General features: G+C 51.0%; 17 protein-coding genes. All 17 read left to right on the top strand.

Annotation, left to right across the window (positions count from 1 at the left end; genetic code table 11):
- Positions 1–104: 104 nt before the first annotated feature.
- The 17 genes from WH45_RS02500 (at position 105) to WH45_RS02580 (ending at position 21327) form a co-directional block, all read left to right on the top strand.
- Positions 105–2084, top strand: a complete 1980-nt coding sequence (locus tag WH45_RS02500; protein ID WP_046212787.1) for a methyl-accepting chemotaxis protein — start codon at positions 105–107, stop codon at positions 2082–2084.
- A gap of 221 nt (positions 2085–2305) precedes the next feature.
- Positions 2306–3007 (top strand): pirin family protein, encoded by a 702-nt coding sequence (locus WH45_RS02505; protein WP_046212788.1) that lies wholly within the window; start codon positions 2306–2308, stop codon positions 3005–3007.
- Positions 3008–3466: 459 nt separating this feature from the next.
- On the top strand, positions 3467–3793 hold the full coding sequence (locus WH45_RS02510; protein WP_046212789.1) for a hypothetical protein: 327 nt from the start codon (positions 3467–3469) through the stop codon (positions 3791–3793).
- A 303-nt stretch (positions 3794–4096) separates the two neighbouring features.
- Positions 4097–4762 (top strand): ThuA domain-containing protein, encoded by a 666-nt coding sequence (locus tag WH45_RS02515; protein ID WP_046212790.1) that lies wholly within the window; start codon positions 4097–4099, stop codon positions 4760–4762.
- 198 nt (positions 4763–4960) lie between these two features.
- A complete protein-coding gene (locus WH45_RS02520) occupies positions 4961–5284 on the top strand; it encodes a phasin family protein (protein WP_046212791.1) in 324 nt (107 codons plus the stop codon).
- Between the two features lies 1 nt (position 5285).
- Positions 5286–6956 (top strand): ABC1 kinase family protein, encoded by a 1671-nt coding sequence (locus WH45_RS02525; RefSeq protein WP_046212792.1) that lies wholly within the window; start codon positions 5286–5288, stop codon positions 6954–6956.
- 406 nt (positions 6957–7362) lie between these two features.
- Positions 7363–8811 carry a SulP family inorganic anion transporter gene (locus WH45_RS02530; protein ID WP_046212793.1) on the top strand — a complete coding sequence of 483 codons (1449 nt, stop codon included), beginning with the start codon at positions 7363–7365 and terminating at the stop codon, positions 8809–8811.
- Between the two features lie 197 nt (positions 8812–9008).
- Positions 9009–10655 carry a DEAD/DEAH box helicase gene (locus WH45_RS02535; protein WP_046212794.1) on the top strand — a complete coding sequence of 549 codons (1647 nt, stop codon included), beginning with the start codon at positions 9009–9011 and terminating at the stop codon, positions 10653–10655.
- Positions 10656–11022: 367 nt separating this feature from the next.
- Positions 11023–11448 carry a DMT family transporter gene (locus WH45_RS02540; protein ID WP_046212942.1) on the top strand — a complete coding sequence of 142 codons (426 nt, stop codon included), beginning with the start codon at positions 11023–11025 and terminating at the stop codon, positions 11446–11448.
- A 95-nt stretch (positions 11449–11543) separates the two neighbouring features.
- The gene (locus tag WH45_RS02545) at positions 11544–12032 is read left to right on the top strand and encodes a DMT family transporter (protein WP_046212795.1); all 489 of its coding nucleotides are present in this window, start codon (positions 11544–11546) and stop codon (positions 12030–12032) included.
- A 371-nt stretch (positions 12033–12403) separates the two neighbouring features.
- On the top strand, positions 12404–13345 hold the full coding sequence (gene glsA, locus WH45_RS02550) for a glutaminase A (protein ID WP_046212796.1): 942 nt from the start codon (positions 12404–12406) through the stop codon (positions 13343–13345).
- Positions 13346–13704: 359 nt separating this feature from the next.
- Positions 13705–14760 carry a FecCD family ABC transporter permease gene (locus tag WH45_RS02555; RefSeq protein ID WP_046212797.1) on the top strand — a complete coding sequence of 352 codons (1056 nt, stop codon included), beginning with the start codon at positions 13705–13707 and terminating at the stop codon, positions 14758–14760.
- Positions 14757–15782, top strand: coding sequence for a FecCD family ABC transporter permease (locus WH45_RS02560; RefSeq protein WP_046212798.1), 1026 nt, complete (start codon positions 14757–14759; stop codon positions 15780–15782). Before WH45_RS02555 ends, WH45_RS02560 begins: the two co-directional genes overlap by 4 nt.
- Positions 15783–15956: 174 nt before the next feature.
- The gene (locus tag WH45_RS02565; RefSeq protein WP_046212799.1) at positions 15957–16823 is read left to right on the top strand and encodes an ABC transporter ATP-binding protein; all 867 of its coding nucleotides are present in this window, start codon (positions 15957–15959) and stop codon (positions 16821–16823) included.
- A 420-nt stretch (positions 16824–17243) separates the two neighbouring features.
- Positions 17244–18605 (top strand): FAD-dependent oxidoreductase, encoded by a 1362-nt coding sequence (locus WH45_RS02570; RefSeq protein WP_046212800.1) that lies wholly within the window; start codon positions 17244–17246, stop codon positions 18603–18605.
- 426 nt (positions 18606–19031) lie between these two features.
- Positions 19032–19925 (top strand): formate/nitrite transporter family protein, encoded by an 894-nt coding sequence (locus WH45_RS02575; protein WP_046212801.1) that lies wholly within the window; start codon positions 19032–19034, stop codon positions 19923–19925.
- Between the two features lie 238 nt (positions 19926–20163).
- A complete protein-coding gene (locus tag WH45_RS02580; RefSeq protein ID WP_268748561.1) occupies positions 20164–21327 on the top strand; it encodes an ATP-binding response regulator in 1164 nt (387 codons plus the stop codon).
- Positions 21328–21644: the final 317 nt, after the last annotated feature.

The following is a 21644-nucleotide window of genomic DNA, read 5'->3' on the forward strand; positions in this document are numbered from 1 at the left end:
AAATAATTAACATCGATTGGGCGATATATACAATATTATGGGTATTGTCAGCTCTATTTATGGAAGAGCAATGGAAATTAATTAAGGGAAAGAGTGTGAAATAAATGGGGAAGAAATTAAATGGACGTAAGCTGCGCTGGTCAATCCGCAACCAGCTGATTGTGGCATTTGCAATTGTGCTGCTCGCCCCGAGTCTTGTGATCAGTATCACCATGTACAACAATGCCAAAACACAGGTAGCCAGCCAGCTGATTACCAGTGCGAATGAGACGGTGAAGACGGCGAATAATTTTGTGAGCAGCGCGCTGGATGCCAAGTTCCATGATGCGGAAGTGCTGTCGGGTTTATTTAACGAGTCCATGATCGAAGGACGGCTGAGCCCGCAGATCCTTCCCCGGCTAACGCAGTATATCAAGCTGCATCCGGAAGCGATTGATGTGTTTGTAGGTACGCCTGATGGTACGATGATCCGCGGTGTGCCGAAGGACAATGAGAACGGATATGATCCGCGAGAGCGTGACTGGTACAAGCAGGCTATCGCTGCACCAGGTACGACTGTCATGACCTCTGTCGTGATCAACTCCAGCAACAAGCCGGTTGTGGTCATTGCACGGACCCTGCCGGATAATTCGGGTGTACTGGGTATCTCACTCAACCTGGAGAATATCGCCAAGCAGGTAGATATTCAGGTTGGTCGTGAAGGATATGTAATTGTGCTCGACAAAGATCAGAACTATGTGGTCAGCCGTAACGGCAAGCCGGGAGAACCGGCGACCGGTGACTATCTGTCTACCATGTACAGCCAGGATCATGGCAAGATTGATTATACTTTTGAGAATCATCCCAAGCAGATGGTATTCCTGACCAATCCGACAACAGGCTGGAAAATTGCCGGAACCATGTATACGAGCGAAGTGGATACAGCGGTAGAGCCTGTCCGCAACCAGGCGTTTATCATTGTCGGAATCTCCATTCTATTAGCTGCTATTATCGTCTTCTTCTGCATCCGTATGATTATGAAGCCGATTCAGCGCCTTCGTCAGACAACAACACTTATCAGTGGTGGTGACCTGACCGTAGAGATCGACCAGAGCAAAAATGACGAAATTGGCGATCTGGCGCGGGACTTTGCCGTTATGGTAAACAGTCTGCGCGATATGATCGAGAACGTCAAAGATACAACTGACAATGTGTCCTCCGCTTCCGAAGAACTCGCCGCCGGTGCAGAAGAAACTGGACGTTCGGTAGAGCACGTAACAATGGCGATTCAGGAAGTGGCAACTGGCAGTGAACGTCAGGTGGCAAGTGTCAATCAGGGAGCAGCTTCTATCCAGCGGATGTCCGAGCGGGTAGCGGAAATCTCCAATCATGTCAATGAAGTTAGCCAGACGATGGATGAAGCTTCCAAAGCCGCTGTCAAAGGAAACGAATCTGTTATTGATGTAGTACAGAAAATCTATGATATTCAGCTTACCGTTGACAAGCTGAGTGAGATTATTACCCAGATGAGCAATCAGTCTTCCGAGATTGACAGCATCGTCGATCTGATCCGCAATATCGCCAAGCAGACGAATCTGCTGGCCCTGAACGCTTCGATCGAGGCAGCCAGAGCTGGTGAGCATGGCAAGGGATTTGCCGTCGTTGCAGAGGAAGTGCGCAAGCTGGCTTCCGAATCCGGCGATTCCGCACAGCGTATCAGTGATCTGATTACCGGCATGCAGGGCGTGGTCACCCAGTCGCTTGATGTTATGGCGCAGGCCAAGCAGAACGTGGAAGGCGGTATTATCGCTGTCGATACATCCGGTCGTTCCTTCTCCAAAATCAACCGCTCGATCAAAGCGGTATCCCGTAAAATGGATGATGTGTCCGGCACAACCGATCAGCTGAACAGTGAAGCCGATGCGGTGGTCGCTTCGATTGAAGAAATCGCCAGCATCTCTGACCAGTCCGCGAGCAACACCGAGACGATCTCTGCAGCAGCGCAGCAGCAGCTCGCCTCGATGGAGGAAGTATCCAGCGCGGCAACCGATCTGACGCGTCTGGCCGAACAGCTGCAGAATGTCGTAGCACGCTTCAAGCTATAAGAGCGGGTAACCCTTATAATAAAATAGATTGTGGTTGTTTAATCTCGCAGCCGCTGCTCCATATATGTAAGAGGAACAGCGGCTGCTGTTTGTTGCAGCGTGTATCTGTCCTTTGCAGAACTGGTGCATGACCACAGGGAGTTATACTACTATTTAGCGAAAAGGGCGAATTGGTGATTGACCAGATCGTCCATAAGCGGAAGTCTTGGGGAGGAACAGGTATGATCACATTGTATCCGGCAAGCGAGCGATTTCATTTCGAACAGGAATGGCTTCGCGGAAGTCACAGTTTTTCTTTTGGTGAGTATCAGGACCCTGCCAATACGGGATTTGGTGTACTGCGTGTATTCAATGACGACACGATAGCGCCGGGGTATGGATTCGGTGAGCATTCGCACAGCGATATGGAGATCGTATCGATCATACTGCAGGGACAGCTGCGGCATGAGGATAATATCGGCAATATGGCGGTCAGTTCATTCGGCGGCATTCAGCGCCTATCTGCAGGCACCGGTGTTGTTCATACCGAGCGCAATGCGTCCAATGAAACGAAATGCAATCTGCTGCAGCTGTGGTTTGAACCGGAAGCGAGAGGGCTGGCGCCATCCTATATGAGCACATCCTATAATCCGGCTTCACTGAGCGGGCGTCTCCTGCCGGTGGTAAGCCGTCAGGGTGGAGAACATCAGGCGACGATTCATCAGGATCTGACCATTTACCTGAGTCGTCTGGAAAAGGGGCAGCAGATCGAATTTTTGCAAAAGCCGGATCGGCGTACGTATCTGTTCGTAATTCATGGTGCGCTCCGGCTCAATGAGGAAGATGTGCTCAGCCGCAGGGATGCGGCCAGATTGGAATGGGAAAATCGTCTGCAGCTGCAGGCGGAAGAAGCGGTATTTTTCCTGCTGATCGATCTGCCCTGAGGAGGAGAACGACGCAAGTAACTGTAAATTCCTGCGCGGATGGGCTAATTTGCCAACCAATTACCGGGCTTGTGCCAAACAAATCCTTTGACTTTCTTCGAACATATGTGCTCTAATTAAATGGATACACTTTAGATGACTGCAGGAAAGCCCGCTTATTTCATTCGAATTTTATCCGGCTGACCTGCCTTTTTTATTTATAACTCTTAGAGTTATGCATCACCTACCCTCTTAACGATGGCTGTTGCTGTCACTTTCACCATTTGGGCACACTGTTTTCAGCTGCTATCTTCCATCCTCACATGTACCTGCTGCCGGTATGCAGATAGCAATTTTAGTATAGGTCCGGTATGGTATATGCAGCCTCTGTGCTGGAATTGCCATACCGGAGACAGAAGGATTGATCCAGGCAAGCAGCTTCATCAATAGGCCCGCTCAGCGGCCACAGGAGGCAAGCGTATGAATTTAACGGATGAACAGGTAATGCACGAGCAGTTTGGTGTCGGTAAGGTACTGGAGAATGATGATGAACGGATCGCGGTAATGTTCTCCGAGGAAGTGGGACGCAAGGTATTTGTATTCCCCGATGCTTTTGGCACTCATCTGAAAATCAATAAGCCGGAGATCCAGGATACGCTGTACAAAGCGTATGAAGCCAAGCGCAAACAGCAGGCAGCCGACAAGCTCCAGTTCGATCAGGATCGTGCGGAAGAAGCGGTCCGTGTAGCTGCCGAACAGGAGAAAAACCGTAAACCTGCCCGTAAAAAACCAGCGGTACGCAAGTAACCGTCTGCATACGATGATCTTATACCAACGGCCCGTCAGGATTCTGATGAGGCCGTGTTTTATTATGTGCAGAACATGACACAGCTATGCAGAGATCTCTGCAAAATGATAAAAATTTGAATAATATGTACTATTTAACGGAAATACGGGTAAGGACATAAAAGGGAAAGCTGCCCCATGTGAAAGGGGATCAGCAGCCGGGATATAAGATTACGGCATAGGCTGATCCGTTACCTGAGCGGTAAAGGCAGATTTTTGACAGATGCTTTTTATATTATGCAGTAAAGGAGACTTGCCCGTATCATGAACATACCAAATGATAATAAATCGCAGGCCAGACAGGCGATCCTGATCGGAGATTATGGAGAGGATGCCCCTTATCATCCACTGGATCAGATCGAGAATCATGTCCGTGAGCTGATGCCGCAAGGGTGGGAGCTGCATGTATCGGATGATTATGACATGCTGGATATGGAACGTCTCGAAGCCTATGACCTCTGTATCGTCTACACCGATGCATTCAAAAAGAAAATTAATCCCAGACACACAGCCGGAATTATTACATATGTAGTGAATGGAGGCGGACTGCTGATACTCCACTGCGGTGTATCGCTTCAGGAGACCAGTTATGAGCTCAGACAGCTGATGGGCGCGCAGTATGGGGGCCATGAAGAATACGGCGCACTGGAGATGCATATCGCTTCGCCCGGCCATCCGATCATGAAGGGTATACACTCTTTTGTCATGGAAGAAGAGCCGTATGAGTTTACGCTGCTGCCGGGTGTGGAACGAACCATTTTGATGGAATACACGATGAATGGTGATACCTGGCCGGCCGCCTGGTGCTCCCGTTATGGCCTGGGACGCACCGTCTATCTGATGCCTGGACACCATGCGTCTTCCTTTGCTTATCCGGAATATCGGACCATGATTGCGCAAAGTATCTGCTGGGTGGCAGGCTGCGATTGAGTGGGCACGAACATACCGGAAGTTCAGGTTATACCGGATTAGGCATATGGCTGCTGAACCGTTATACTAGAGAGAGATGGACCATGCATGGACATGTTGCCATGAGCCGGTAATGATGATTTTACCGGAATATGCCAATATGCAGCTGATTGTTGTTGAGCCTTGACCGTACTTTACTTTATGTCAGGAGGAATAGAGATGAGCGATTTGTTCAAAAGAGCGTTATCCCTGGGACTGGGTGCTACTGTAGTCAGTAAGGAAAAGGTAGAAAAAGCGGTAAATGATCTGGTCAAACGCGGAGAATTGGCCCCATCCGAATCCCGTGCACTGGTCGATCGTCTGATGGACCGCGGAGCGGAAGAACAGAACCAAATGAAGGACTGGATGCGTGGTCAGATCCAAAAAATGCTGACCGAGCTGGATATTCCGACCAAGGAAACTGTCGAACAATTACAGCAGCGGATCACTGTTCTGGAAAAGCGTCTGGCTGAGCAGGAACAGCAGCAGCCGCCATTGTTATAAGATGTCTCTGCATATCCGGCACGCCGGAAGGTATAGGGAAATCGCCATGGCGCTCATGCGTCATGGCTTTGGTTATATGGTCGAAGAGATGGGACTTCACCGTATGCTGGCGATTCCGCTGAAGCTGGCACGCCGTGATGTCCACGGCATTCGTACACTCGCAGAGCGGATTCGTCTCGTACTGGAGGAGCTCGGTCCTACTTTTGTCAAACTGGGACAGCTCGCCAGCACGCGCTCGGATCTGCTGCCGGAGAACGTCATTAATGAACTGGTAAAGCTGCAGGATCAGGTGCCGCCTTTTCCGGGAGAAGAGGCACGCCAGATTATTGAGCTGGAGCTGGGTATGAGTCTGGAAGAGATGCTGGAGACTTTTCAGGAACAACCGGTGGCTGCCGCCTCGATTGGGCAGGTGCATCTGGGTAAGCTGCATACGGGTGAAATGGTGGCGATCAAAGTACAGCGTCCAGGCGTATCCCGTGTAGTACAGCGGGATTTGGAGATTCTGCAGGATCTGATCTCACTGGCCAAGCGTCATCTGGAATGGGTCGCCCAATATAATGTAGAAGAAATTATCGAAGAGTTCTCCAAATCCATGCGCGAAGAGCTCGACTATAATATTGAAGGCCGTAATATGGAGCGGATCGGTCAGAATTTTGAAAAAGACCGCCGGATTCATATTCCGAAAACGTACTGGAATTACACATCTGCCCGCGTTCTGACCATGGAATTTGTCGACGGCATTCATATGGGGAAGCCGGATGATATTGTGGAGCAGGGACTGAAGCTGCCCGAGGTGGCTCAGCGCCTCGTGGATTCGATGCTGCAGCAGATTTTTATCGACGGTTTTTTCCATGCCGATCCGCATCCGGGCAATCTGCTGGCACTGCGTGACGGGCGGATCGCCTATCTGGATTTTGGCATGATGGGCCGACTGAGCAGTGATACGAAGAACGGCATGGCCGGCTTTGTCATCGCCCTGCTGCGCAAAAATACGGATAGCATGGTGCGGGCCGTTATGCGGCTCGGATTTGTGCCCGAGGATATTAACATGTCTGCACTGCGCAATGAGCTGGAGCGGCTGCGGGAAAAATATTATGATCTGCCGTTCTCCCAGATTGATCTCGGAGAAGCGCTGAATGAGATGTTCGCGATTATCCGCCAGTACAAGATCGATATTCCGACCGATCTGGCATTGCTCGGTAAGGCACTGATCACGCTGGAAGGTGTCATTGAGCGACTGGACCCGTCGCTGAGCATTTTGAATATGGCGGAGCCGTTTGGCCGTCGGCTGCTCAGTGAACGCTACAGTCCGAGCAAGATTCGTCAGCGGATTACAGATGGTGCGTTTCAGGCGGTAGAAATTCTCACCGATCTGCCACGTCAGGCGTCCGAGTTGTCACGGGTGATCCGCTCCGGCAAACTCAAGGTGGAAGTCAGCGTGCCGGAGCTCGGGGAACTGCTGCACAAGATGGACCAGATCAGCAACCGGCTCGCCTTTAGTATTGTGCTGCTGGCATTCAGCATCATTATGGTCGGACTGATTATCGGTTCGTCCCTGAGGGATCAGACACCGATCCTGTGGGGACTGCCTGTTGTGGAGATCGGCTTTGCCATCGCCACATTGATGGTAATCTGGCTGCTGGTCGTCATTTTCAGGTCAGGACGATTTTAGTACAGATCCTCTGCTGCGTGAAGACCGAGCGGTCAGCTGGATCAGCTGCTTATCCGACAGATAGACCTGATTGAATGCGATAATATTTTCTGCTTACAAGCTTATCATACGCTTTGTCCGAATAGACGGTAATGCTGTGATTACTGCCTTTTCGGACAGAGCGTTTTTGTTATATCAAAAATGGACGCGCTTACATTTTAGTTAATCCGACGATACAGCAATTAACAGTAGAGACATTGCTTAAAATTGGTTATAATGAAAATCTATCTTTGCCACGGACCCGGGTTTCCTGCGAGAGGAAAACCATTTTACATCAAACAAGCACTGTGCTTCATCTGATCAGTAATGTTCGGGAGTTGTACCTAATTCAATCGGATCGTTGTCACATGTCTGAAAGAGGAAAATCATGAACTACAAGCAGCAATGGTTCGGTAATATCCGCGCGGATGTACTTGCCGGTATTACCGTAGCCCTGGCCCTTATACCAGAAGCGATTGGCTTCTCCATTATTGCAGGTGTCGATCCGATGGTCGGCCTGTATGCTTCCATCTGTATTGCCATTGTTATTTCGTTCGCAGGCGGTCGTCCGGGTATGATCTCGGCAGCGACTGGAGCGATTGCCGTGCTGGTCGGTACGCTGGTCGCCCAGCATGGTGTGGAATATCTGTTTGCCGCGACAATTCTGGCGGGGATTTTCCAGATTATACTCGGCTGGCTCAAGATCGGGCGGTTTATTACCTTTATCCCACAATCCGTCATGACCGGATTCGTCAATGCGCTGGCGATCGTTATCTTCTCGGCCCAGCTGCCGCAGTTCGTGGGAGCGAACTGGCTGATGTACGCGCTGGTGGCGCTGACGCTGGCGATCATCTACATTTTGCCGCTGTTCACCAAAGCAGTGCCTGCTCCGCTGGTGGCGATTATTATCGTCTCGCTGCTGACGTACTTCATGCATCTCGATGTGCGTACGGTAGGTGATATGGGCGAGCTGAGCAATCAGCTGCCATTTTTCCATCTGCCGGTGGTGACGATCAGCTGGGATCTGTTCATTACGGTGCTGCCGTATTCGATCTCGATTGCTTTTGTCGGATTGCTGGAGTCGCTGCTCACTGCAACCATTGTCGATGAGATGACCGAGACGCGCAGCAACAAGAACCGCGAAGCACAGGGACAGGGACTTGCGAATATCGTGAGCGGTTTCTTTGGCGGAATGGCGGGCTGCGCCATGATCGGCCAGTCGGTTATTAATGTAAAGTCCGGCGGACGGGGCAGACTGTCTACCTTTATCGCCGGAGCTTTCCTGCTGGTGCTGCTCGTCGTACTCGGGACGATCGTCCGCGAAGTGCCGATGGCAGCGCTCGTCGGTGTCATGATCATGGTCTCTATCGGAACATTCAGTTGGAATTCACTGGTGACGATTCATAAGATTCCGCTCGCCGAAGCGGTCATTATGGTAACAGTGGTAGTGATCGTCGTACTGACCGACAATCTGTCAATCGGGGTAGGCGTCGGTGTCGTGATGAGCGCACTGCGGTTTGGCTGGAAAATGTCACAGCTGGATATTACCGAAGCGGAAGACTCTACTGCTGCTCACCGGGTGTATCAGGTACGCGGACAGATGTTCTTCGGTACGATGAGCCAGTTTGTGGATCACTTCGCTCCTGCGGACGATTCCAAGGAGATTACGATCGATTTTGCCCGCTCCCATATCTGGGATCATTCGGCGGTCATCGGTATCGGCAAGCTCAAGGAAAAATATGAACAGCTGGGCAAGCAGGTTCATATTCGCGGTCTGAATGAAGAAAGCCGTCAATTGTACGAAAAACTCGGCCGTTCTGCCCCTTCCGGGCATTGACGCGGCGGGAAATAAACGTTATATTGACGCTATAGCTGTCGTTAGAATGGTCGGTAATCTCAGGCTGCAGCCTGTGTTGGGCTGCGGATGATCATAATGGTATCTGTCACGGACAGATGCAGAAGCATCGGTATCACGCCGGTGCTTCTTTTTACGAATGCTGCATGGTATACAATATGAAAAGACAGGTGAAATCATTGAAAAATTTTAATTCATTCGGCATCTCGCCAGCGGCGGTTGAACTGCTGGCCGTCAACGGAATTACCGAGGCGACCGAAGTTCAGGAAGCTTCCATCCCTGCATTGATGAACGGCGAAGATGCAATCGTACAGGCAAAGACCGGTACCGGTAAAACACTGGCCTTTTTGCTGCCTATTTTTGAAAAATTAAATCTGAATGTAACCGGCGCACCGCAGGCGCTCATCGTTGCACCTACACGCGAGCTGGCTCTGCAGATCGCTACCGAAGCCCGCAAGCTGGCAGATGCCTACGAAGGTGTTCGTATTCTCGCTGCCTACGGCGGCCAGGATGTGGAACGTCAGCTGCGCAAACTGGAAGGCGGCTGTCATCTGGTCGTAGGTACACCGGGACGTCTACTCGACCACATGGGCCGCGGTACACTCGATATGACCAAGATTCGTACGCTTGTGCTCGATGAAGCTGATCAGATGCTGCATATGGGTTTCCTCAAGGAAGTGGAACAGATCATTATGGCGACATCCCCATCCCGCCAGACGATGTTGTTCTCTGCGACGATGCCGGATGGTATCCGTCGTCTGTCCGCCCAGTATATGCGCAAACCGCGCGATTTCCGCGTCGGTACGGAAGAGACAGTACCGCTCAATCTGATCCGTCAGCTGGTCGTGGAATGTACACCACGCGGCAAGCTGGCTGCGCTGCGTGAATATATTGAACGGGAACGTCCGTATCTGGCCGTTATTTTCTGCCGGACCAAGCGCCGGGCGGCTGCACTGAACGAAGAGCTGCAGCAGATGGGCTACGCTTCGGACGAGCTGCATGGCGATCTGTCCCAGAACAAGCGTGAGCAGGTTATGAAAGCATTCCGTGAGGCCAAACTGCAGCTGCTGGTTGCTACCGATGTGGCTGCACGCGGTATCGATGTTGAAGGGGTGACCCATGTATTCAACTACGATATCCCTCAGGATGTGGAATATTATATTCACCGGATCGGTCGTACAGGCCGTGCAGGCGGCAAAGGCCGTGCAATTACCTTTGTAACGCCGCATGACCGTCAGGAACTGGAACAGATCGAACGCCAGACGAGTCAGAAACTGCCGCGCGAGATCTCCCAGACCTCCGCACAGTCGGAAGACTCCGGCGAACTGCTGTCCAATGTTCGTCCCAAGTCCCAACGTACCGGCGGCGCAGGCGGTCGTACTGGCAAAAACAAACGCAGTGAGAACGGCAGCCGTGAAGCTCGCGGAAGTTACCGTGATGAGCCATCCGGCCGTTCCGGTGGCAGACGTGGCAGCGGACGTTCCTCCGATCGTCCGGCTTCCGGCGCTGGCAGCAGCACAGGTACCGGCGGACGCGGCGGCAAGAATAAGCGCAGCGACAATTCGGCACGTCCGGCCAAAGCGACCAGCACGCTGACAGGCGCTATGGCACGTCGTACCGATGAATCCGGTTCATTCCGTCGTGATTCCAGCAAGGCGGCAAAAGGTTCCGGCGCCAGTGCAGGCAGTCGTACCCGCGAGTACGGCAAGAGCGGCGGCAAAGGCGGCAGCGCATCATCCCGTCCGGGAAGCAGCCGCCAAGGAAGCAGCCGTCCCGGCCAATCCGGCCGTAGTTCCGACAGCAGAGGCCGCGGCGGTAAACGCTAATCGCCGTCAATGATTCGGATAGACAGGAACATGCGGCTCCTGCAAAGGGTAAGCATGTGCTGATTTGAATAGGTATTCCGGCAGCCCCTTGTCTGTATAAGGGGCTGTTTGATATGCCGGGTGTAACAGAAGATTTGTTGATAGGCAGGCAGCAGCAGATGCGCTGTTTCGAGGGGCTCTTTTATCAAACAGGATATGTATACAGTTGGGACACATGTCCTTTTCAATGGATAGGCAGCTGTTCTTATAATAGACAGTACATCTTATACAACAGAATCTGAATGGATAGCGCCAGGAAATGGAACGGATCATGGAAAAGCAGGCAGTTCCGGCGATCATACAGGAATATGGGAGGAATCATAGCAGCATGAAAGGAATCATTTTCGCCCTGCTGGGCGGTGCGTGCATTACCCTGCAGGGTGTAGCCAACAACCGGATCAGTCAGGATATCGGGACTTGGCAGGCAGCCACAATTACCCAGCTGACCGGATTTATTCTGGCAGCACTGGTACTGCTGGTTGTCCGGGATGGCAGCTGGCAGGGATTCAAGCAGGTGAAGCCGCTGTACTGGTTTGGCGGTGCGCTGGCTTCGGTTATTATTTACAGTGAAGTGATGGCGATTCAGTATGTGGGAGTGACACTGACGGTGTCTGCGCTGCTGATTGCCCAGCTGTGTGTGACTTTTCTGATCGATCTGAGAGGCTGGTTTGGCGTAGTTCGGCAGAAGATGACGGTACCGCAGTTTATCGGCATTCTGATGATGATCGGTGGCGTGGTCATTCTCAAGCTGTAATGGGATACAGCAGCAGAGCCGATAATATCACCGGTTCATCTACATTTGTGCCACAGGATAGAACTTAATAATGAATCAATAAGGAGTGTACACTCATGCTTTTAGGTATTTTGCTGGCGGTTGTCGCCGGCTCACTGGTCAGTCTGCAGACCGTTTTTAACAATCAGGTGAATGCTCGTGCAGGTTCCTGGGCGACCACTACACTCGTACTGGGTATGGGATTTATCGCTTCACTGGCAGCGAGTCTGATTTTTGAAGGGAAAGGAACCTTCTCGCTCCAGCATATGCAGCTCTGGTACTGGATCAGCGGAGCGATCGGCGTAGGCGTCGTGTTCTGCCTGGTGCAGGGTATCCGACTGCTCGGCCCGACCTTCTCCACCTCAATCGTATTGATCGCCCAGCTGGCGACGGCGCTGCTGTTCGATTCGGCCGGCTGGCTCGGTCTGGAACAGATTCCGCTGACACCCGGCAAAATTATCGGGGTACTGGTGGTAGTCGCTGGTATTCTTGTCTTCAAATTTGGCGGTAGACGCAAGACCCATGTGGAAGAAACTACTAACCCGTCTTCCCAGCCACAGAATTAAGCATTTGGGAATGAAGAAATGAAGAGGGTACGGGAATGCTGTAATGTAAAGAACAGTTCCCTCCTTCATGGCAATCAGCTTAGAGCAATAAGATGAAGAATAAGAACAATAATGACAGCAGCGGTACAAACCGTATGTTCTCACTTGGTAAAAGTCTCCCGGCATGCTCGTGCACTGGGAGACTTTTGCTGTCTGTTATACAGGCAGTTACCATACGGAGCGTGTCACCGGTTCGGCTGCCGGATGAAGAGAGATACCTGCTGCCATACTGATTCATTTGGATGGAATTGAAGTGAAAAGATATTATGAAGTTGCCGAATACAATGCTAAGCTAACGATAGATATAATTTGAACAGATAGGAGAACTGCGAATGAGTATAGAGCATATGGAGAAAATGGAGACCCTGCTGCCAGAGTGGCTGGAGACGAGCCGGCTGCGTACAGGACAGGGGGAGGCTGCCTCGTATATTCCCGAGCTGGCCAAAGCATCCCGTGATACGCTGGGAATTTTTGTCGCTGATTCTCAGGGCAAGACGATCTCGGCAGGGGATTATGGGATTCCGTTTACGATGCAGAGTATTTCCAAAGTATTCACTCTGATTCTCGCCCTCATGGACCATGGCGAAGAAGCGGTTTTCTATAATGTAGGCAAAGAGCCAACCGGCGATGATTTCAATTCTATGATCAAGTTGGAGCTGGTCGAGCCGGGCATTCCATTTAACCCGCTGATCAATGCGGGAGCGATTACCGTCTCTTCGCTGATTGCCGGAGACAGCCCGGAGGACAAATCCGATCGCATCCTGCAATTTTTCCGCAAGCTTGCCGGTAATGACGGACTGGATTACAATATGGACGTCTATCATTCCGAGCTGGAGACCGGTGACCTGAACCGCTCACTGGCCTACTTCCTCAAGCAAAATGGCGTACTCAAAGACCCTGTGGAGGATGTGCTGTCTGTCTATTTCAAGCATTGCTCGATCGAGGTCAACTGCGCAGACCTGTCGCGGATGGCGCTTGTACTCGCTTTTGACGGAGTAGATCCGTGCAATGGAGAGAAGCTGATCCCGCGCCGCTACGTGCAGATCGCCAAGACATTCATGGTCACCTGCGGCATGTACAACGCTTCCGGCGAATTTGCCATCGACGTCGGCATCCCGGCGAAAAGCGGCGTGTCCGGCGGCATCCTTGCCCTGGTGCCCGGACAATATGGCATCGGAGTCGTAGGCCCGTCGCTGAACAGCAAAGGCAACAGCATTGCCGGTGTGCATCTGCTGGAGCGCCTGTCCAAGGAATTCAGCTGGAGCCTGTTCTGAGTCGATTGAAATATAAAAGGTAACCTGTGCACGAGCGGACCACTAATTCATTTGGTAGTCCTGCACACTGCATATGGAACAAAAATATGAACAGCCTGAATGAACTGTTCCCCATCGAGCAGGAACGTGAATAACAGGAACACTTCATTCCCCACCACCAAAGTCTGCCGCCCAACTTCCCTGCAATCCGTGGGAATTTAGGCGGCTTTTTCTTGATATCGGTTGACAAGTGATAATGATTATCAGTATCTTTAAATAGATGAAATTATCATGAAGAATCAACACTTTTTCACAATCCAACAGACAATCAACTATTTTTCATACTATCATCCATTACTGATGCAGAAAGAGGCTTGCTTATGACTCGCAGTACGTTTGTGAAAGGCCGGCAGACCTCGCCGAAGGAAGAAATCTGGTCGCGTCCTTATGCAGCGCTGCTGATTATCATTGGCGGGCTTGTGCTTTTGCTGGCCGGACTCGCATTTTCGGTCGCAAAGGGCAGCAGGCAGATTCCGCTGGACGTGGTCTGGCAGGCGATCGTCGCATTTAACCCGGCCAATCAAGATCATCAGGTGATCTGGGAGCTTCGGCTTCCACGGGCAATTGCCGGTACGCTTGTCGGCGCCGCTTTTGCAGTCGCTGGTGCGCTGATGCAGGGAATGACACGCAATCCGCTGGCCGATCCCGGGCTGCTTGGGGTGAACGCCGGTGCCGGGTTTATGCTGGCGCTGTGCTTTGCTTTTTTCCCGGGACTCAGCTTTAACCAGTTGATCATGTTTTCCTTTATCGGTGCAGCGATCAGCGTCGTGCTCGTCTATGGTATCGGTTCGATTGCCAAAGGCGGACTGACACCGGTCCGTCTGGCACTGGCTGGTTCCGCCGTAGCGGCGATGCTGGTCGCGCTGTCTGAAGGGATCGCGCTGTATTTCCGGATTTCCCAGGATCTCGCGTTCTGGTATGCAGGTGGTGTAGCCGGGGTGACCTGGTCACAGGTTAATATTCTCTGGCCTTGGATTGCTGGTGCTCTGATCGGGGCACTGCTGCTGTCCCGGTCGATAACGATTCTCAGTCTTGGCGATGATGTCGCCTCCGGACTCGGTCAGCGTACCGGTCTGGTACGCCTTGGTGCAGTGCTGGTCGTCATGGTACTGGCAGGAGCTTCCGTCTCCACGGTCGGTGCGATTGGATTCATCGGTCTGATGATTCCTCATGCGGCACGTGCACTGGTCGGCGTCGATTACAAATGGGTTATTCCGACCTCCGCGATCCTGGGCGCGCTGCTGCTTGTGTTTGCCGATACGTTCGGACGGCTGCTGAATCCGCAGACCGAACAACCGGTGAGCGCACTGATTGCCCTGATCGGGGTTCCTTACTTCTTCTATGTCATTCGGAAGAAAGTGGGGGATACCTTTTGAATCCGATTATTTTTAACCGTAAACGCACGATTCGCACAACGATTACCATCGCCGCGCTGATCGTGATTGCTTTTATTACACTGCTGCTCAGCATGAATACAGGCTTTACCAAAATGTCACCGATGGAAGTGCTGCGAACGCTGTTTGGCGGCGGTACACCACGGGACAACCTGATCCTGTTTGAATTCCGGCTGCCGCGTATTGTCATCGCGCTGCTCGTCGGGACGGGGCTGGCGATTGCGGGTGCTATTTTACAGGGGGTATCCCGCAATGCGCTGGCCGATCCGGGGATTCTCGGAATCAACTCCGGAGCGGGACTTGCGGTCGTGCTGTTTGTTGTGACGAATCCGATGCGCGAGTCCGCTTCACCGATGTTTATGCCGTTTCTGGCATTGATCGGCGGCTTTGCGGCGGCGGCGATTATTTACCTGATGGCCTACAAAAAAGACAAGGGTATCTCGTCCTCGCGGCTGGTGCTGTCGGGGATTGCCCTGGCGGCAGGGATCAATGCACTGATGATCGTGCTGACCCTGCAGCTGGACCCGAATGAATTCAACTTTATTGCAACCTGGCAGGCAGGCAGTATCTGGGGCAGCAGCTGGAAATTCGTGCTTGCGCTGCTGCCATGGATTGTCGTCCTGCTGCCAGCCGCCCTATGGAAAGCCAGACAGCTCAATGTATTCTCGCTCGGCGATGATACGGCGACAGGGCTGGGCTCGTATCTGAACAAGCAGCGTCTGCTGCTGCTGATTATTGCGGTTGCACTGAGCGCTTCCTGTGTAGCGGTGAGCGGAGGGATTGGCTTTATTGGCCTGCTGGGGCCGCATATTGCCCGCAGGCTCGTCGGTCCGCGGTATGAGCATGTGATCCCGGTGTCTGCCCTGATCGGAGCGGTGCTGCTGCTGATCGCCGATATGGTCGGCCGGACACTGATGGACAATGCCGAGATTCCGGCCGGTGTCATGGTCGCGATTATCGGTGGCCCGTACTTCCTGTATTTGCTGGCCCGTTCCAGAGCCTGATCTTCTGCAGAAGTGCCGGACAATGACCGAAACGTTACATGTAAGCCCATATATACGGCATCTGCCTGGCAGAGCCATTTTCAGCAACACCTGATACTGCCGGATAATTTGCTACTATTATATAAAGCGGCACAGCATACGGATCTGCTGCCGACTGAAAGGGATGGATGAACTATGGTGCGTTTGATGACGTCCAAGCTGGACATTGCCTATGAGGACCGTCTGATTGTGGAGGACTTGAATATTCAGATTCCACAGGGCCAGATTACTGCGCTGGTCGGTGCGAACGGATCGGGGAAATCCACGATTCTGAAGACGATGGCACGTATTATGCAGCCCAAAGCAGGTGCTGTTCTGCTCGACGGAAAATCAATCCATAAGCAATCTACTCGTGAAGTCGCCAAGCAGCTCGCGATTCTGCCGCAGACACCAACCGCTCCGGAAGGACTGACCGTGACCGAACTGGTCTCCTACGGACGTTTCCCTTACCAGAAGGGATTTGGCTCGATGAAGGCCGAAGACAAGGAAAAGATATCCTGGGCCATTGAAGCGACCGGCATGATGGACTTCCACGATCGTCCGATCGACCAGCTCTCCGGCGGTCAGCGCCAGCGCGCCTGGATCGCGATGTCGCTGGCACAGGATACGGAGATTCTGTTCCTCGACGAGCCGACGACATATCTGGATATGGCGCACCAGCTGGAAGTGCTGCAGCTGTTGGAGAAGCTCAACGCCACCTCCGGCCGCAGCATTATCATGGTCGTGCATGACCTGAACCATGCTTCCCGCTACGCCCACCATATGATCGCGATCAAGCAGGGGAAAGCCGTCGCCGAAGGATCACCGGTCGAAGTCATGACTTGCGACGTCCTGCGAAACGTATTCGGCATCGAAGCTGATATCGTCGTCGACCCGCGCAGCGGTGTGCCTCTGTGTCTGCCGTACGCTCTTGCAGGCAATGTACAGGCTGCAGTAGCTGCCGAGCAGCAGGTACAGGAAGGTCGCCAGCACACCCAACTGCGCACCGCTGCCCAGAACTGAGTTACACACTATAACAATAGAAAGCCGCTTCTACCCGGAACTCGCCGAGTAGAGGCGGCTTTTTTAATTCAATCCCTCTATCGAATGCAAAGAACTTCAATTCTTTTAAATTACCCTTCACTCCAGTAGCGGATGATGTCAGCTCTCCCAGTCAATACACTACATCACCATACACTTGTGAAATTATGAACAAAGTATGAACGTTAGCAAAACCTATTGTAATGTGATAAAAATCACAATATAATAAGAATACAAGGTGAAATGATTCACAAGCACAAAGCAGCATAGATTTATCCCATTCAAAGCCTGTGAATGAATCACCTGTTGTTGACCTAATCGCCTGATTATTATTTCATTTACACCCATGACCTGATAGACACAAGCTTCAACAAATACAGATTGACTCAGGAGGAAACAACCATGAAAGTAGCTGTTATTGGATGTACTCACGCCGGAACTTCCGCAATTGTGAACACTGCCAAATTATACCCGGATGCACAGATTACCGTATACGAACGTAATGATAATATCTCGTTCCTGTCCTGCGGGATCGCATTGTATGTCGGTGGTGTGGTAGAGGATGCGCAGGGACTGTTCTACTCTTCGCCACAGCAGTTGGCCGAGCTGGGTGTCACTACCAAGATGCTGCATGAAGTGACCTCCGTCGATACCGATGCCAAGACGCTGACTGCACGCGATCTGAACACCGGTATTGAACTCACTGACACCTATGACAAACTGATCGTTACGACCGGCTCGTGGCCGATCATTCCGAAGTTCGAAGGCATCGAGCTGGACAACATCGTCTTGTCCAAAAACTTTAACCATTCCAATACCATTATTGAAAAAGCCAAATCTGCCCGTAACATCGTCGTGGTCGGTGCCGGTTATATCGGTGTCGAGCTGGTCGAAGCATTCGAAATGAACGGCAAACAGGTGACTCTGATCGATGCGGAAGACCGTATCCTCAGCAAATACCTGGACCCTGAATTCACTGCCCGTACCGAACAGCTGCTGACCGACAAAGGCATCCAGCTCGCTCTCGGCGAGAAAGTCGTGAAGTTCGCAGGCGAAAACGGCAAAGTCAGCACCGTCGTAACCGATAAAGGCGAACATGCTGCCGATATGGTCATTCTCTGCATCGGCTTCCGCCCACAAACCGAGCTGCTCACCGGTCAGGTGGACATGCTGCCAAACGGTGCGATTATCGTCAACAAATATATGCAGACGAGCAAAAAAGACGTTTTTGCCGCTGGTGACAGCTGTGCGGTATTCTACAATCCGACGGGTCAGCATGCGTATATCCCGCTTGCTACGAATGCAGTACGTATGGGTACACTGGTCGCCCGCAACCTGGTTACACCAACCAATGAGTACATGGGTACACAGGGTACATCGGGTATCAAGATTTATGAACAGAATATCGCCGGTACCGGGATGACTGAAGTATCCGCCCGTCTGGCTGGTCTGGATGTAGAGACTTCCACGTTCAAGGATCACTACCGTCCCGAGTTTATGCCAACACATGAGACCGTCACTCTGAAAGTGGTCTATGAAAAAGACAGCCGCCGTATTCTGGGCGCACAGATTATGTCCGAAGCGGATCTGACCCAGTCGATCAATACGATCTCGGTATGTATTCAGACCGGCATGACGGTGGATCAGCTGGCCTTTGTCGACTTCTTCTTCCAGCCGCACTACAACAAACCGTGGAACTACCTGAACAGTGTGGGTCTGCAGGCGCTGGCACCGGTCGAAGCCAAACAGCCGGTTACCGTCTGAGCCAGTCAGCCTTAATTTATCAATATCTTTGCCTTACTATGTGAAAGGTAACACAATGTCGCTTAATGGTTATTCCGGCAGTGGAGCGGAGCCTATTCATCAGAGTTCATTTCCTATGCAACCCGGCTGCTTCCGGCATCTGTATCCGGAAGCGGTGGCTCCGGCTCTCTGCCGTTAACATATATTCATGCTCCAGCGTAAGGATTGATCACAGGAGAACTGAATGATACGGTTTCTCTCCGATCACGATTCACCGAACATCACGTTCACAAATGGTTAAATAAGCTTTCTTGTTTGCCCGTATGGTTTTTATGCCGTACGGGCTTTTTTTTTATGCATATCGTGACATTTGTTACTTTTTTCACAAAGTATATCCATTAAAATTGAAATATGAGAAATTGACCATAGATGAGGAGAGAACATATTATGGCTTATTACAAACCACAGCAGATTGCTATGAATACGATAGAGACAGGCGTGACCAAAGCACGCTCCAGCTGGACGCAGATGCTGGTGCTTGGCTTTCTCGCCGGTGCTTTTATCGCGATCGGATTTCTGCTGGATATTCGCGTGATCGCCAATACACCGGAATCCTGGGGCAGCTTTGCCAACTTTATAGGCGCATCGCTGTTCCCGGTCGGTCTGGTACTCGTACTGGTCGCGGGCGGAGAGCTGCTGACCGGTAATATGATGGCAGTGCCGCTGGCACGGATGGCCAAGCGCATCTCCACCATGGAGCTGGTACGCAATCTGTTTGCGATCACGGTGGCCAACCTGCTGGGCGCATTGTTTGTTGCTTATTTCTTCGGACATATCGTCGGACTGACCGAGACCGGACCATATCTGGCAAAAACAGTAGAGATGGCCGGTCATAAGCTGGAAGGGAATTTTCTGCAAATGTTCCTATCCGGCATCGGCTGTAACTGGCTCGTTGCTCTGGCTGTCTGGCTCTCCTACAGCGCAGACAGCATCAGCGGCAAAATTATGGGCATCTGGTTCCCGACCATGTCATTCGTCGCTATCGGCTTCCAGCACGTTGTCGCCAATATGTTCCTGATTCCTGCTGCTATCTTCGCAGGTTACTATTCCTGGGGCGAATATCTGATGAACTTTGTACCGGTCTGGCTCGGCAATCTGACCGGTGGCGCATTGTTCGTCGCCTGCGCGTATTTCGTCGCTTATGTACGCCAGCCGAAAATAGCCGCACCGGCAGCACATCCTGCAGGCGGTCATACCGTAGAACAGCCAGCAGCTGCTACAGGCATGAGTGCAGGAGCGGCTGTGTCGATGCCGCTGCAGCACAGCGAACAGGCTCATTGATTAGTTGATAGATGATATTAGACAATCTCATAAAATAACAGATGAATATCCTAATCTGGATACAAAGAGCCCATGTTTTATTTACGATACAGGGCTCTTTGTTTGATTTAAAAACCGATCATTGGGTAATAAATACACTATATATGCCCTTAAGGACATGTGCCTTTGAGGCTTACGAGGTGTAATCATGAAAAATTTGGATCAAGATCAATTAATTGAAAGACAAAAAGAGCTGGAAATGGAATTACAGCTGCTTCGCCTTCAATTAGATGATTGCCAGGAGTCCAGAACTCATATAGAAAAAGTATCTGAAGACAAGTCGAATTTTATCGCCATACTCAGCCATGAGGTCAGAACACCAATGAACGGCATTTTATCTATGGTCGAACTACTGCAAAGAACCAGATTGGATGAAGAACAGAACAGTTATGTGGACATTCTTCAAACCAGCAGCAATTCGCTTATGTCATTGGTAAATAACCTGCTTGATATGAGCAAAATGGAAGCAGGCAAGATGAAGTTGAACAAGGATCCATTTGATGTAATAAATACTGTAGAAGATCTGACCTATGCACTGGCGCCCAGGGCTTTTGAAAAAGGAGTAGGGATACATCTGAATGTGCATTCGGATATTCCTCTGTTTGTTATGGGGGATGCACTCAAGGTGCGTCAGATTATTATGAATCTGTTGCAAAATGCGATTAAGTTCACTCATAAAGGGAATATTAAAGTTTCTGTATTTTTGCTGCCGCCGAAGTTTGAGAATAGGCTGACAGTGAAGATTGCCATTGAGGATACAGGTATAGGGATTTCTGAAGAGCAGCTGGAGCATATTTTCGAAGTGTACAGCCAGCTACATTTGGACAAAGATAATATTTATGGAGGCACTGGGCTGGGATTGTCGATCAGTAAGCATCTGGTAGAACTTATGGACGGCGAGATTCAGGTGAAAAGTATGCATGGTGTAGGTACGGAAGTCAGTCTTACCCTGCATTTTGAACAGTATACTGACCTGCCATCAATTCCGTTCCAGACTGATATTTTGCAGGGACTTCGTATTCTGCTGCTGGACAGCAATGTGGAAAGCGTAAATATTATCTCGGATATGCTTACCGAATGGGGAGCACAGGTTACGACAACATCCAGCATGAACGAACGCTTCTTTGATGAGTTATATCATCATGCCTATGACCTGACACTGATTGATCTGGAAATGATCGACCATGAACAGTGGCTCAAGGACAGATTGAAGATTCAACAGCAGTCCATATTTTTGCTGGCTCCGCTCGGTCAGAAGGTTGAAGGTGAGTTTCGGGATACTTTTGACACAGTCATTACCAAGCCAATCCGCAAAATTCATATGCTTAACAGTATATTGGCGCTACAGCATAGCCAGCGCTAAATAACAGGGCATGATATGGAAAAGATTTTAAATAAGGTATTTCTACTATACATGGCAAGAGCATATATACAAAAAGGACCTTTCATTAAAGAAAGAGTCCTTTTTGTATGGATTCAGCGAAGCAAGACAAATGAAATCCGCCATAATGCGGTTCGGGGGAACGAAACCGTAGTATGGCGGATTCCGGGAGTGGTCCATGATATGACAGAGGGTGAGAATGAAGGGGACATCACTCTCGCCAAATGCCGTTACTTATTGTTAAACGGGTCTACAGAACTTGAAACACCCACCGAATAAATTCCTGAAAAATTTTATTA

Source organism: Paenibacillus wulumuqiensis (genome assembly GCF_000971965.1).
Lineage (GTDB): Bacteria > Bacillota > Bacilli > Paenibacillales > Paenibacillaceae > Saccharibacillus > Saccharibacillus wulumuqiensis.

What these genes read in the sequence shown, in the direction of transcription:
- WH45_RS02520 (WP_046212791.1), top strand. Translation starts at nt 4,961, where the DNA reads ATGAGCGATTTGTTCAAAAGAGCGTTATCCCTGGGACTGGGTGCTACT.
- WH45_RS02575 (WP_046212801.1), top strand. Translation starts at nt 19,032, where the DNA reads ATGGCTTATTACAAACCACAGCAGATTGCTATGAATACGATAGAGACA.
- WH45_RS02570 (WP_046212800.1), top strand. Translation starts at nt 17,244, where the DNA reads ATGAAAGTAGCTGTTATTGGATGTACTCACGCCGGAACTTCCGCAATT.
- WH45_RS02510 (WP_046212789.1), top strand. Translation starts at nt 3,467, where the DNA reads ATGAATTTAACGGATGAACAGGTAATGCACGAGCAGTTTGGTGTCGGT.
- WH45_RS02565 (WP_046212799.1), top strand. Translation starts at nt 15,957, where the DNA reads ATGGTGCGTTTGATGACGTCCAAGCTGGACATTGCCTATGAGGACCGT.
- WH45_RS02555 (WP_046212797.1), top strand. Translation starts at nt 13,705, where the DNA reads ATGACTCGCAGTACGTTTGTGAAAGGCCGGCAGACCTCGCCGAAGGAA.
- WH45_RS02545 (WP_046212795.1), top strand. Translation starts at nt 11,544, where the DNA reads ATGCTTTTAGGTATTTTGCTGGCGGTTGTCGCCGGCTCACTGGTCAGT.
- WH45_RS02530 (WP_046212793.1), top strand. Translation starts at nt 7,363, where the DNA reads ATGAACTACAAGCAGCAATGGTTCGGTAATATCCGCGCGGATGTACTT.
- WH45_RS02525 (WP_046212792.1), top strand. Translation starts at nt 5,286, where the DNA reads ATGTCTCTGCATATCCGGCACGCCGGAAGGTATAGGGAAATCGCCATG.
- WH45_RS02505 (WP_046212788.1), top strand. Translation starts at nt 2,306, where the DNA reads ATGATCACATTGTATCCGGCAAGCGAGCGATTTCATTTCGAACAGGAA.
- WH45_RS02540 (WP_046212942.1), top strand. Translation starts at nt 11,023, where the DNA reads ATGAAAGGAATCATTTTCGCCCTGCTGGGCGGTGCGTGCATTACCCTG.
- WH45_RS02500 (WP_046212787.1), top strand. Translation starts at nt 105, where the DNA reads ATGGGGAAGAAATTAAATGGACGTAAGCTGCGCTGGTCAATCCGCAAC.
- WH45_RS02515 (WP_046212790.1), top strand. Translation starts at nt 4,097, where the DNA reads ATGAACATACCAAATGATAATAAATCGCAGGCCAGACAGGCGATCCTG.
- WH45_RS02580 (WP_268748561.1), top strand. Translation starts at nt 20,164, where the DNA reads ATGGAATTACAGCTGCTTCGCCTTCAATTAGATGATTGCCAGGAGTCC.
- glsA (WP_046212796.1), top strand. Translation starts at nt 12,404, where the DNA reads ATGAGTATAGAGCATATGGAGAAAATGGAGACCCTGCTGCCAGAGTGG.